Source organism: Amycolatopsis granulosa, assembly GCF_011758745.1.
GTDB lineage: Bacteria > Actinomycetota > Actinomycetes > Mycobacteriales > Pseudonocardiaceae > Amycolatopsis_E > Amycolatopsis_E granulosa.
The window spans coordinates 245315-258462 of the sequence record NZ_JAANOV010000001.1; the positions used below are offsets into that span (position 1 = coordinate 245315).

11 protein-coding genes are annotated in these 13148 nt (G+C 72.7%); 6 read left to right on the plus strand and 5 right to left on the minus strand.

Translation table 11 applies throughout. The annotated features are described in order from the left end of the window. The first annotated feature begins 159 nt into the window (after window positions 1–159). The 5 genes from FHX45_RS01155 (at window position 160) to FHX45_RS01175 (ending at window position 6107) form a co-directional block, all read left to right on the plus strand. Window positions 160–1233, plus strand: a complete 1074-nt coding sequence (locus FHX45_RS01155) for a cupin domain-containing protein (RefSeq protein ID WP_167096178.1) — start codon at window positions 160–162, stop codon at window positions 1231–1233. Next, window positions 1230–2063 (plus strand): fumarylacetoacetate hydrolase family protein, encoded by an 834-nt coding sequence (locus tag FHX45_RS01160; RefSeq protein WP_167096179.1) that lies wholly within the window; start codon window positions 1230–1232, stop codon window positions 2061–2063. Before FHX45_RS01155 ends, FHX45_RS01160 begins: the two co-directional genes overlap by 4 nt. Beyond that, window positions 2050–2637 carry a maleylpyruvate isomerase family mycothiol-dependent enzyme gene (locus tag FHX45_RS01165; protein ID WP_243868899.1) on the plus strand — a complete coding sequence of 196 codons (588 nt, stop codon included), beginning with the start codon at window positions 2050–2052 and terminating at the stop codon, window positions 2635–2637. The genes FHX45_RS01160 and FHX45_RS01165 overlap by 14 nt, the downstream gene beginning before the upstream one ends. A gap of 12 nt (window positions 2638–2649) precedes the next feature. After that, window positions 2650–3822 carry an FAD-dependent oxidoreductase gene (locus tag FHX45_RS01170; protein ID WP_167096180.1) on the plus strand — a complete coding sequence of 391 codons (1173 nt, stop codon included), beginning with the start codon at window positions 2650–2652 and terminating at the stop codon, window positions 3820–3822. Between the two features lie 299 nt (window positions 3823–4121). Continuing rightward, window positions 4122–6107 (plus strand): GH25 family lysozyme, encoded by a 1986-nt coding sequence (locus FHX45_RS01175; protein ID WP_341771298.1) that lies wholly within the window; start codon window positions 4122–4124, stop codon window positions 6105–6107. A gap of 126 nt (window positions 6108–6233) precedes the next feature. Here FHX45_RS01175 and FHX45_RS01180 read toward each other — a convergent pair whose 3' ends face one another. The 5 genes from FHX45_RS01180 to FHX45_RS01200 all read right to left on the minus strand — a co-directional run bounded on the left by FHX45_RS01180 (window position 6234) and on the right by FHX45_RS01200 (window position 11503). Then, window positions 6234–7151 (minus strand): DMT family transporter, encoded by a 918-nt coding sequence (locus tag FHX45_RS01180; protein ID WP_341771299.1) that lies wholly within the window; start codon window positions 7149–7151, stop codon window positions 6234–6236. A gap of 42 nt (window positions 7152–7193) precedes the next feature. Then, window positions 7194–8006 carry a polysaccharide deacetylase family protein gene (locus tag FHX45_RS01185; protein WP_167096181.1) on the minus strand — a complete coding sequence of 271 codons (813 nt, stop codon included), beginning with the start codon at window positions 8004–8006 and terminating at the stop codon, window positions 7194–7196. Window positions 8007–8132: 126 nt separating this feature from the next. Beyond that, the gene (locus FHX45_RS01190) at window positions 8133–10460 is read right to left on the minus strand and encodes an APC family permease (RefSeq protein ID WP_167096182.1); all 2328 of its coding nucleotides are present in this window, start codon (window positions 10458–10460) and stop codon (window positions 8133–8135) included. Window positions 10461–10596: 136 nt separating this feature from the next. After that, window positions 10597–11118: a 2'-5' RNA ligase family protein gene (locus tag FHX45_RS01195; RefSeq protein ID WP_167096183.1), complete on the minus strand. Its 522-nt coding sequence runs from the start codon at window positions 11116–11118 to the stop codon at window positions 10597–10599. A 58-nt stretch (window positions 11119–11176) separates the two neighbouring features. Next, complete coding sequence (locus tag FHX45_RS01200; protein ID WP_167096184.1) at window positions 11177–11503, minus strand: helix-turn-helix domain-containing protein; 327 nt, start codon at window positions 11501–11503, stop codon at window positions 11177–11179. Between the two features lie 147 nt (window positions 11504–11650). On the opposite strand from FHX45_RS01200, the gene FHX45_RS01205 reads away from it, so the two are divergent. Beyond that, entirely contained in the window at window positions 11651–13105 is a 1455-nt protein-coding gene (locus FHX45_RS01205) for an MFS transporter (RefSeq protein ID WP_208405763.1), read from the plus strand. The last annotated feature ends 43 nt before the right edge of the window (window positions 13106–13148 follow it).

The following is a 13148-nucleotide window of genomic DNA, read 5'->3' on the forward strand; positions in this document are numbered from 1 at the left end:
CGGAGCTCGCGGGCACCGGCCCGGGCCGATCCGTACGGCGGCGTGTTCTTCAGAGCAGAATTTCCGATCCCTGCTGACAGAACAAGCTTACGTTTCCGGCATGCCCGCCGCGTGGCGCGAGGTCGCGCCCGTTGCCGTCAAGGAAGGAGTGGTCACCCGATGACCCCCAGCCAGCCGGATCCCTCCCCGGAGCTCGACGAGCTCTACCGCGGCTTCGCGAAGGAACTGCTCGTTCCACTGTGGACCGAGATCGGCGACCTGATGCCGGCGAGCCCGGCGCCGGCGATGCGCCCGCACGCCTGGCGCTGGCAGACCCTGCTGCCGCTCGCGGAGAAGGCCGGTGAGCTGGTCCCGGTCGGCCGCGGCGGCGAGCGGCGCGCCATCGCGCTCGCCAACCCGGGCCTCGGCGGCGCGCCGTACGCGACACCCACGCTGTGGGCCGCGATCCAGTACCTCGGTCCCGGCGAGAACGCCCCCGAGCACCGGCACACGCAGAACGCGTTCCGGTTCGTGGTCGAGGGCGAGGGTGTGTGGACCGTGGTCGACGGTGACCCGGTCGCCATGCGCCGCGGCGACTTCCTGCTCACGCCGGGCTGGCACTTCCACGGCCACCACAACATCTCGTCCGAGCCGATGGCGTGGATCGACGGGCTGGACATCCCGTTCGTGCACTACACCGGCTCGGCGTTCTTCGAGTTCGGGCCGGAGCGGGTGTCCAGCACCGAGACCCCGGCCCGCTCGCGGGCGGAGCGGCTGTGGGCCCACCCCGGCCTGCGCCCGCTGTCGCAGACCGCGCCCGCCGTGCACTCGCCGATCGCCGCCTACCGGTGGGAGCACACCGACGCCGCGCTGACCGACCAGCTCGCGCTGGAGGACGAGGGCCACCCGGGTGTGGTGGAGCCGGGTCACGCCGCGATCCGCTTCACCAACCCGACCACCGGCGGCGACGTGATGCCGACCATCCGCGCGGAGTTCCACCGGTTGCGCGCCGGGACCCGGACCGCGCCGCGCCGGGAGGTCGGTTCGGCCGTGTGGCAGGTGTTCGAGGGCTCCGGCACGGTCCGGGTCGCCGATCAGGAGTGGCGCGTCGACCACGGCGACCTGTTCGTCGTGCCGTCCTGGGCCGAGGTCACCCTGGCCGCCGGCACGCAGCTGGACCTGTTCCGGTTCAGCGACACCCCGATCTTCGAACGACTGCACGCCGATCGCGTGCAGGTGGGAGGACAGCAGTGAAACTGGCGACCCTGCGCACCGCAGAGGGCACCCGCGCGGTCCGCGTCGAGGGCGAGCGCTACGCCGAGCTCGGCGCGCCCGATGTCGGCGCGTTCCTGGCCCAGGAGGACTGGCGCGCCCAGGCCGCGGCCCTCACCCCGGAGCGGCCGCTGGCCGGTGCCGACCTCGCCCCCGTCGTGCCGCGGCCCGGCAAGATCCTGTGCGTCGGGCTGAACTACCGCAACCACATCCTGGAGATGGGCCGCGAAATCCCGCGGTACCCGACGCTGTTCGCCAAGTACCCGGAGGCGCTGATCGGCCCGGGCGACCCGGTCGCGCTGCCGCCGGAGTCGGCCGCGGTGGACTGGGAAGCCGAACTGGCGCTGATCATCGGCGCGACCGTGCGGCGCGCGGGTGACGCCGAGGCGGCCGCGGCGATCGCCGGATTCAGCGTCCTCAACGACGTCACCGCGCGGGACTGGCAGTACCACTCGCCGATGTGGTTGCCGGGCAAGACGTTCGAGGGCACCACCCCGTTCGGCCCGTACCTCGTGACGCCCGACGAGCTGCCGGGCGGCACCGCGCCCGCGCTCGAGCTGAGCTGCGCGGTGGACGGTGAGCAGGTGCAGAAGGCCAACACCGGCGACCTGGTGTTCGACCCGGTCCAGCTCGTCCGGTACGCCTCGACGATCCTGACGCTGCGGCCCGGTGACGTGATCGCCACCGGCACGCCCGGCGGCGTCGGCCACGCCCGCAAGCCGCCGCGCTACCTGTCCCACGGCGCCCGGCTGGTCACCGAGATCAGCGGCCTCGGCCGGCTGGACAACGTGGCGTGTGATGAGCAGGCGTGACTGGATGGACGAGGGCACCCGGCTGGTCCTGCGGGTGATCGGCGAGCTGCCCGACGACGCGTTCGACGCGCCGACGCTGCTGCCCGGCTGGACCCGCCGCCACCTCGTCGCGCACCTGCACTACAACGCCGAAGCGTTGCGGCGCCTGGTGAACTGGGCACGCACCGGTGTGGAGTCACGCATGTACGCCGACGCCGGGCAGCGCACTGCCGAAATCGAGGCGGGTGCGCGCCTGCCCGTGCCGGAACTGCGGCGGCTGGTCCGCGGATCGGCGGACGCACTGGCCGCGGACCTGGACGCGCTGCCGGGCGAAGCCTGGTCGAACGAGGTGGTCACCGCGCAGGGCCGCACCGTCCCGGCCACCGAGATCGTCTGGATGCGGACCCGCGAGGTCGCCGTGCACGCGGTCGATCTCGGCGCCGGGGTGGACTTCGCGGACCTGCCGGCGGACCTGGTCCGGGCGCTGATCGACGACACGCTGACCCGCCGGATCGCGCAGGGGCACGGTCCGGCTCTGGCGAGCTGGTTCACCGGACGCACCGCCCAGGCCCCTGATCTGGGCCCCTGGTTGTAGGAGGAGATGGAGATGAGCGGCACCGAGGTGGTGGTCGTCGGTGGTGGCATCGGCGGACTGGCCAACGCCTACGCCCTGGCCGCGGCCGGGCACCGGGTCCGGGTGCTCGAGCGGGCGCCGGAGTTCGCCGAGGTGGGTGCGGGCTTGCAGCTGGCGCCGAACGCCACCCGGATCCTGCGCGAGTGGGGCCTGCTCGACGAGGTGGTCGCCCGTGGTGTGCTGCCGCGGCGGCTCGTGCTCAAGGACGCGCTCGACGGCGCCGAGCTGACCTCGCTGGACCTCGGGCGCGGGTTCACCGGCCGCTACGGCGCGCCGTACGTGGTGATCCACCGCAGCGACCTGCTGACGATCCTGCACGACGCCTGCCGGGATGCCGGGGTCGAGCTGCTGGCCGATCACAAGGTCGACGACGTCGAGGTGGACGCCGAGGGTGTGCGCGTGCGGGTGGGGGAGCGGGAGTTCGCCGGGGACGCCGTGCTGGCGGCGGACGGGTTGTGGTCGTCGCTGCGGCCGCGGCTGTCCGCCGACCAGCCGGTGTGTTCCGGGTACGTGGCCTACCGCGGTACCCGCCCGGTGGCGGAGGTGACCGGCCTGGACGCCGACGTGCTGACCGATGTGGTCGTCCACTTCGGACCGCGGTGCCACCTCGTGCAGTACCCGTTGCGCGGTGGCGAGCTGCTCAACACGGTGGCCGTGTTCGCCTCGCCGGCCTTCGACCGGGGCGCCGCGGAGTGGGGCGGGCCGGACGAGCTGGACGCGGCGTTCGAGGGCACGTGTGACGCGGTGCGGCGCGGCTTGGCGTGGCTGTGGCGGGACCGGCGGTGGCCGATGTACGACCGGCTGCCCGTGCGGAACTGGGTGGACGGCCGCCTGGCGCTCACCGGGGACGCCGCGCATCCGATGTTGCAGTACCTGGCGCAGGGTGCGTGCCAGGCGCTGGAGGACGCGCACAGCCTGGCCGGTGAGGTCGCCAAGCAGCAGGCCGCGTCGGCGCTGGACTGGCCGTCCGCGCTCACCGCTTACGAGCAGGCCCGCCTCGACCGGACCGCGCGGGTGCAGTCCAGCGCCCGCGTGTGGGGCGAGCTGTGGCACTGCGACGGGCTGGCCCGCCTGCTGCGCAACCAGTACCTGGGTGAACGCCGGCTGGACGACTACCGCTGGACCGACTGGCTCTACCGGCCCTGACCGGTGGACCACTGACCGGTGGACCCCGACCGGCGCCGGGCGCGGGCAGGATTGCTCCGTTCGGAGCAGTCGCGGGACCGAAACGGTTTCCGGAAACGGCTTTACCGGGCGAAAAACGCGGGGATGACCGGCTGACTGACGGCCGGGCCGGGTGGTCGGGAAGTTTCCGACCACCGCCGATGTCCTTTTCCCAGCGGTAATGGGGTGTCCGGTTTCCACTGTGGATCCGGCACCGTTTACAGTTCCGTTCGCCGCGTTCGGTCGAACCGGATTCCGTTGCCTTGTACTGGGGAGGTCCCGTGCGCTCGACGCGTGCGCTCGTGCTGCTCGCTGTCCTGGTGGCCGGGCTGACGCCGCTGGGGCTCCCCGCCGTCGCGGCCACCGCGTCCGGCCCCGCCCATCCGGACACCGATTTTGCCGGGTCGACGGTGCACTCCCCGCCCGCGGCGCGCTCCTTCGCCGCCACCGCGCAGCCGGCCGCCGCACCGGCCGGCACCCCCGGGATGGACGTCTCCCACTACCAGGGCACCGTGGACTGGCCGTCCGCGGCGGCGAAGGGAGCGAAGTTCGCGTACCTGAAGGCGACCGAGGGCACCGGTTACACCGATCCGCAGTTCGGCGTGAACTACACCGGTTCGGCGAACGCGGGACTCGCCCGCGGCGCCTACCACTTCGCCCTCCCGGGCGACTCCAGCGGCGCCGCCCAGGCCATGTTCTTCCTCGCGCACGGCGGCGGATGGGTTGCCGACGGCCGCACGCTGCCGCCGGTGCTCGACATCGAGTACAACCCGTACGGCACCGCGGACTGGGCCGGCTGGTGCTACAACCTCACCCCGGCCCAGTTGACGGCGTGGATCAGCGAGTTCGCCACGACGATCCACGACCGCACCGGTCGCTGGCCGGTCATCTACACCACCAACGGCTGGTGGTCCACCTGCACCGCCAACTCCGCGGCGTTCGCCAACGATCCACTGTGGATCGCGCCGAGCAACTCCGACGCCGGTGGCGCGCCGACGATCCCCGCGTCGTGGAGCGCGTACACGTTCTTCCAGTACGCGACGTCCGGCACGTTCCCGGGGGACCAGGACGTCTTCGCCGGCTCGGCGGCCGATCTGGCCGCCTTCACCACCGGCGACGGCCCGGACCAGATCCAGGCCCGCTACACCGCGCTCGGCGGGAGCGGCTCCGGGCTGGGACAACCGGTCGGTGGTGAGTACGTCGTCGCCTCGGGCTGGGGCCAGGACTACGAGCACGGCACGATCTACTACTCGCCCGCCACCGGTGCGCACGCCGTGACCGGGCCGATCCTCGACCGTTACCGGCAACTCGGCGGCCCCGCGGCCATCGGGTTCCCCACGACCGATACCGCCACCGCCGCCGATGGTGCCGGCCAGTTCAGCACGTTCGGCGGTTCCTCGCTCTACTACTCCGGCGGCACCGGCGTGCACCTGATCGGCGGTGACATCCGGGCCAGGTGGCTGGCCCTGGGCGCGGAGAAGACACTGGGTTACCCGACGACGGATGAGTTGGCCACCCCGGACGGGGTCGGCCGGTACAACCACTTCAGTTCGGGTGCTGGTGCGTCGGTCTACTGGACGCCGGGTACCGGTGCGCATGCGATTCAGGGTGCGATCCGGTCGAAGTGGGCGGAGCTGGGCTGGGAGACCGGCCTCGGGTATCCGACCACGGACGAGTTGGCCACCCCGGACGGGGTCGGCCGGTACAACCACTTCAATTCGGGCGGCGGTGCGTCGGTCTACTGGACGCCGGGTACCGGTGCGCATGCGATTCAGGGTGCGATCCGGTCGAGGTGGCTGGCCCTGGGCGCGGAGAAGACACTGGGTTACCCGACGACGGATGAGTCGGCCACCCCGGACGGGGTCGGCCGGTACAACCACTTCAATTCGGGCGGCGGTGCGTCGGTCTACTGGACGCCGGGTACCGGTGCGCATGCGATTCAGGGTGCGATCCGGTCGAAGTGGGCGGCGCTGGGCTGGGAGACCGGCCTCGGCTACCCGACGACGGACGAGTCGACCACCCCGGACGGAATCGGCCGGTACAACCACTTCACCAACCGCGCCTCGATCTACTGGACCGCATCCACCGGCGCGTGGTCTCTGTACGGCGCGATCCGGGACAAATGGGCCGCCCTGGGCTGGGAAACCAGCCCGCTGCGGTACCCGACCAGCGACGAGTACGGTGTCCCGGGCGGGCGGCGCAACAACTTCCAGAACGGCACCATCACCTGGTACAGCGCGAACGGCAGCGTGCAGGCCGCTTACTGACCGCAGCGCGGGCGCCCGCCGGTGGCGCCCGCGTGCAGCCGACGCGGCGTGCGCGTCACGAGCACACCCGGCAAGGTCGCGCGTCCCCCGGCCGGTCGCGGTGGCCGCCGCGCGCTGAAACCCCGGTCAGGGTTTTCCCGCCGGGTCCCGCGCGCCGGCCGCGGCCCGTGGCCGCAGGAACGGGCGGCGGCAGGTCTCGCCGGTGCGCGCCAGCAGCACCACGCCGACAACGGCGACCAGCGCGGCCGGTCCCCACGCCGCGGCATGGCCGGGTTCGAGCCGTTCCCCGAGGAGCAGCCGGGCCGCCGGAATCGCCGCCAGCGGGTCGAGGACCGTCAGCGCGGGCAACGACCACGCCAGGGCACCCCGCGAGTACGCCTGCTGGCTGCCGACCTGTGCCACCACGGCGACCACGATCGCCGCCGCCACCAGGAACCAGAAAGCGCCGTCGGTGAGGGCGTGCCCGCTGTGGCCGGCCTCCTTGAACGCGGACGAGATCAGCACGGCGGCACAGCCGGCCGCGATCCCGGCGCACACCCCGCACACCACGGCGGCCGGAGCGGCGCCGCGGCGGGTGCGCGCGGCGAGCCCGACCAGCACCAGCACCCCGGCGACCACGCCCAGCACCACGACCGGATTGGGCAGGTGGTCCGGACGCCCCTGGGCCGGGCGCGCGGTCAGCAGGAACGCCGTCAGCCCGCCCACGGTGCACACCGCGCCGAGCACTTCGCCACGCCCGGGCAGGCAGCGGTCCCACACCGCCCGCACGCCCAGCGCGATCACCATCGCGCCCGCCAGCAGGGGCTGCACGATCGACACCGGCGCGAACGCGAGCGCGGCGACCTGCACGAGACTGCCGGAGGCGGTCGCGGCCTGGCCGCCGAGCCACATCGGGCGGCGCACCAGGGTCCGCAGGTCGACGTCCCGGCCGGAGAGAGCCTCGTGCTGCAGGACCGACCCCACGGCGAACAACACGGCCGCGATCACCGCGAGCACGGTGCCGGTGGTGTAGGCGCCGACCCCGCCCAGATGAGGAGCGTGCACGCCGCTGGCTTTCCCGCCGCGCCGCGCGGCGAAACGCGCCGGTCAGTGCTCGGTGGCCGGGAACATCTCCCGGAGCGTGACCGGGGTCAGGTGGCGCTCCCGGATGAGGTCGGCGATCTGGTCGAGCAGCCCGAGCACCGTGGGGTGGTTGGCGTGGCCGAGCAGGATCGTCCCGGGTTGCAGGTACCGGCGGGCCTGCGACATCAGGTAGTCGGGGGTGACCAGCTTCGAGTCGCCGTAGGAGCCGTTCCACATCACCGTGTTGCGGTAGCCGAGCTCGGCGGCGACGCCGTCGACGTGCGCGTTGTGGAAGCCGAACGGCGGCCGGTAGTACGGCGTGGTGCGGGTGCCGAAGGTGGTGCTGACCCACTCGTCGTTGCGCTCGAGCTCGGCGCGGATCTGCGCGTCGGTCATCGGCCGGAGGTCGTGGTGGTTGAAGGTGTGGTTGATGATCTGCACCTGGCCCGCCTCGATCAGCGGTGCGAGCGTGGCGGCGTGCGGCGCCCACGCGTGGGCGTAGAGACCGTTGGGGCTGAACGTGAGGTGGATGCCGGTGCGCTGGGCGAACGCGACGTAACCGGCGACCACCTCGTTGCTGTAGCCGTCGTCCACGGTCAGCGCGATCTGGTTGCTCCCGGCCGGCCCCTTGCTCAGCAACCCGGTCGGGCCACCGGCGCCGGTCTCGGCCGGCACGTCCGGATCGTTGCCGCTCGGCGGCCCGGGTGAGGTGGTGGTGGTCGCGGAAGGTGCGGTGCCGGGTGGGTCGCTGGAACACCCGGTGACGGCGACGGCCGCGCCCAGCGCCAGCAGTCCGAAGAATGCCCGCCGTTCCAGTGGGCTCCGGGGTGCACGCATACCGCCGACTCTACCGATCACCCCGCCCCTGGACCGGGAACCCGGCGGGCCGCGTTCTCAGCGTCCGCTCAGCGTCCCCGGCCACGTGGACCATTGTGGACGATGGCCGCACCGCGTGCCGGGTGCTCATCCCTGGCCGGCGGACTCCGGCAGCAGCCGGTGCCGCGCGTGCCGCACCAGCAGTCCGTCGGCACCGGTGCCGACCTCGCCGGTGACGCGGAGCAGCCGGCCGACCTCCAGGCCGCGGGCGGGTGGCGCGAACTCGACGGTGACCTCGCCGGTGGCGTCGACGAGGCGCCCGAGCATCCGCGGCTCGTGGTCGGAGTGGACGAGCCGCAGTTCGTGCAGGCGCCCGGCGATGGTGGCGTGCTGGCCGGCGCGCAGCGCGTCGATGGGCACCGCGCTGGCCGGTGGCGGCGGCTTCTCCGCCTCCTCGTCGGCGGCCGGGGCACCGGCGATGTGGTCGGCGAGCCGCTCCACCGCCGTGGTGAGCCGTTCCCCGGGCAGGTCCGGGAAGAAGCGCCGGATCCGGCCCTGCACGTCGAAGGGCACGATGGTGGCCGCCGCGTGCTCGAGCCGGCTGACCCCCTTGGCGATCCGGTCCGCGGTGCGGTCGTGCAGCAGCCGGCCCAGCATCGGCGAGTAGGTGCGCCGCGGGAGGAGCACGGTGACACCGGTGCCGGGCACGCGGGTGGCCTCGGCGACCAGCTTCTGCGCGGCCCGGCCGAGCCGCCGGTCGGGGCAGTCCACAATGCGCAGTGGCAGGTCCAGACCGAGCCGCTCCCACCGCTGCCGCAGACGTTCGGCGTGCACCCGGTCCAGCATGAAGTGCACCGCGGTCTGATCCGACCCGCGCAGGGCGCGCGCGTAGCGCACGGTTTCCATCACGGCGAGGTCGGCGGTGTTGACGAGGATGAAGACCTCGTGGCGGGCGTAGTTCACCACGCGCGCCGGGTTCTCCCTGACCCGGTCGAGCACCGCTTCCTCCAGGCGGTACTCCCGGTTGAGCCGGATGAGCACGAACACCAGCACCGGGAACACCACGACGATCAGCCACGCGCCCTCGGCGAACTTCGCCACCGCGAAGATGCCGACCACCACCGTGGCGAGCGCGCCCGCCGCGAAGTTGATCACGAGCCGGTGCCGCCAGCCGGGCTCCCGCAGCCGCAGGTGGTGGCGGGTCATGCCGAACCCGGCGACCGCGAACCCGGTGAACACCCCGATCGCGTAGAACGGCACCAGGCCGTTCACCGACCCACCGGTGACCAGCAGCAACGCGACGGACAGCGCGGCCAGCACGAGGATGCCGTTGGAGAACACCAGCCGGTGGCCCCGGCGGGTGAGCTGCCGCGGCAGGAACCGGTCCTCGGCGACGAAACTGGCCAGGAACGGGAAGCCGTTGAAGCTGGTGTTCGCGCCGGTGTAGAGGATCAGCGCGGAGGCCGTCTGGAGCGCGGCGTACAGGACGGTGCCCAGTGGTCCCTGCCCGAACACGAGCCGGGCCTCCTGCGACAGGACCGACGGGTACCCGGCGGTGAAGGGCGTCGCGTGGGTGACGAAGGCCAGGAACGACACCCCGGCCACGAGGAACCCCAGGATCGACGCCATGACGGTCAGCACGAGCCGGGCGTTGCGGCCCTGGGGCTTGCCGAACGCGCTCACGGTGTTGGAGATCGCCTCCACGCCGGTCAGCGACGAGCCGCCGTTGGCGAACGCCCGCAGCACCACCAGGACCGTCGCGCCCATCACCAGGCCGTTGCCCTGGTGCACGGCGACCGCACCGGGCAGCTGCGCCGGGTCGTAGCGGGACAGGCTGCCCAGGGCCGCCCGCACCACGCCCACCACGATCATCAGCCCGACCATGCCGACGAAGAAGTAGGTCGGTGCCGCGAAGGGACGGCCGGCCTCCCGCAGCCCGCGGAGGTTGCCGTAGCACAGCAGCAGGACGACGGCGATGGTGATTTCCAGGTGGTACCGGCCGAGCACCGGGACGGCCGACACCACCGCGACCGTGCCGGCGGCCGCCTGCACGGCCACCGTGACCACGTAGTCGATCAGCAGCGCCGCGGCCGCGACCTGCGCGAACCGCGGGCCGAAGTTCTCCCTGGCGACGATGTAGGACCCGCCCGCGCGGGTGTAGGCCATCACGACCTGGCGGTAGGAGAGGGTCACCAGCAGCAGGATGAACAGGATGATCCCGGTGATCGGAACAACCAGTGCGAACGCCGCCAATCCGGCGTAGGGCAGCAATTCGATGAGGATCTCCTCGGTGCCGTAGGCGGAGGAGGAGATCGCGTCCGGGGACAGCACGCCGAGCGCGACGGGATTGGACAGCCGTTCGGCGTGCAGGCGGCTGGTGATCAGCGGCCGCCCGAGAAGGATCCGTTTCAGCACGTAGCCGAGCGATTCCTCGGGCAGGGCCGGCGCCGCGTGCCGCTCCGGTGCGATGGCCATAAGGCCATTGTGGGCGTGCACCGGTACCGGGGTGGTGGTCCGGGACCGCTCAAGATTTCGTCAAAATTCCGCACGAGCGCGGCGATGTCCCTCCACGGGGTATGGACCGCGGCCCACCGGGCTGGGCCGGGCGGTCCTAAGACGACGGTGCGGCGCGGAACGGGAACCGGTCCACCAGACGCCATCCGGCGCCCGGCACCGCCAGCCACGCCTCCGTCAGCCGCGCGCGCAGCGGAAGGCCGGCGTCCACCGCCCGCGCGAGCGCCGTGCCGTCCGGGGCGTCCATCGCGATGGTCACGTGCGCGTCGACGGTGTCGCCGAACCGGCCGTCGTAGGGCCGCAGCCCCGGCCACCGGCGCCGCAGGCGGGCGATCAGCTCGTGCAGCGGTTCGGCGGGTTCCGGCCGCAGGAACACGAACCCGTCCCGGACGTGGCAGCGCGTGAACCGCACCTCGAGTTCGCATTGCTGCCCGAGGAGGTCCGCCAGGGCCGCGGTGGTGGCGGCGCCCAGGTCGGCGGCGGGCAGGAACGGGTACAGCAGCGTCAGGTGCGCGGGCAGCCCGCGCCGCGCGGCGGCCGACTGCCCGGCCGCCCGCGCGAGCAGCGGGTCGGCGGCCGGCACCGGGATCGCGAGCGCGCTGCGTCCGTCGGCGGTCATGTCCCGTTCCTACCGGTTCCCGCCGCCGGACGCGAACGGCGGCCCGCGAGCCGCGGAATCAGGCGCCGGCTTCGTCGGTGCGGGCGCCGGCGAGGATGGTGTCCAGCAAACCGGGGTAGCGGACGTCGAGGTCCTCCCGGCGCAGCGTCAGCAGGTTCTCCCGGCCGGACGGCTCCTGGGTGATCACCCCGGCATCGCGCAGGACCCGCCAGTGGTGGGTCATCGTCGACTTGGCGGGGATGCCCAGCACGGTCAGCACGCTGCCGCAGTTGTGCTCACCGCCGGCGTCGAGCACGCGCACGGCCGCCAGGCGCACGGGATGCCCCAGCGCCGACAGCACCCCGTCGATGCGGATCTGGTCACGGGCCGGATGACGGTACCTCACGGTACTACCATACCGCGATACGCGAACAATCGTAGGTATCCCCTTGCCAAGCGGTACGACTGTACGCAAGTATTCGTACAGTCGTACTTCGGTTGGCCGGTGCCGCCCAGCCGTGTCCCCTCGAGATCCCGGAAGGTGTCCTGTCGCATGTCCGCTGTTCCGAGCCGGCCCGCCGGGCGGAGGCTGGGGTGGATCCTGGCCCTGCTGGCGCTGGCGCAACTCATCTACGCGCTCGACCTGAACATCGTGTTCGTCGCCCTCCCCGAGATCGGTGCGGAGCTGGGCTTCCCCGGGCAGACCCAGCAGCTGGTGGTGAGTGCCTACGTGGTGTTCGCCGGCGGATTCCTGCTCTTCGGCGGGCGGGCCGCGGACCTGCTCGGCCGCCGCCGGGTCTTCGTGTTCGCCCTGGCCCTGTATGCGGTGTCGTCGCTGGCCGGTGGCCTCGCGCCGACGCCGGCCATGATCATCATCGCGCGGGCGGTGCAGGGGATCGGGGGCGCGCTGCTGCTGCCGTCCACCCTCTCGCTGATCAACACGCTGTTCCCGGAGGGCCCGCAGCGCAACCGGGCGCTCGCGGTCTGGGGCGGCGCGGGCGCGAGCGGTCTGACCATCGGCGCGCTGCTGGGCGGCGTGCTCACCGAGAACTTCGGCTGGCCCGCGGTGTTCTACGTCAACGTGCCGCTGGCCGGCATCGTGGCGCTGGCCGCGCTGGCCGTCATCCCGCGCGACCCGGCCCGCGGGGAGAAGCGCCGCTTCGACCTGCCCGGTTCGCTGACCGTCACCGCGGGTGCGACGCTGCTCGTCTTCGCCCTGGTCCAGGGGCCGGAGCAGGGCTGGGGCAGCCCCCTGGTGGTCGGCGCGTTCGTGCTGGCCGCGCTGTTGCTGGTGGCGTTCGCGGTGATCGAACAGCGCAGCGCCGATCCGCTGATGCCGTTCCGGCTGTTCCGCAACCGCAGCCTGACCATGGGCATGACCGTCACCTTCATCTACATGGCCACCTTCGGTGTGCTGCCGTACTTCCTGACGGTGCTGATGCAGAGCGTGCACGGCTTCAGCGCCCTGCAGACCGGCCTGGCCTTCCTGGTTCCGTCGCTGGCCATCGCGACCGGCACCCAGCTGGGCGAACGGATGACCACGCGGATGGGCCTGCGCCGCACCCTGCTGATCGGGTTCGGGGTCGGCGTGGTCGGCACCGCGGTGATGGCGATCGGGTTCGACGCCGGTGCCGGTTACGGCATGCTCGTGCCCGGGCTGATCGTCTCCGGTGTCGGGCAGGGCGTGGTGTGGACGGCGATGTGGATCGCCGCCGCCACCGGAACCGCGCCGCACGAACAGGGTGTGGCCAACGGCATCGCGTCCACGGCCCTGAACATCGGCAACGCCATCGGCCTCGCCGTGTTCACCGCGCTCGCCGAGATCGGCACCGGTGGCAAGACCGGCGAGAACCTGCGCGCGGCCACGGCGCACGGCGAGTTCGTCGTGGTGCTGCTGACCGCGGCCGGCATGGTCGTCGGGTTTCTGGTGAGCCTCGCCCTGCCGCGGGCGAACGCGAAGGCACCGGTGCTGCCCGAGGCGCCGAGCCCGGATCCCATCGCCTCCTGACCGCGACGGCGGTCCGCCCAGCCAGGCCCTGGCTGGGCGGACC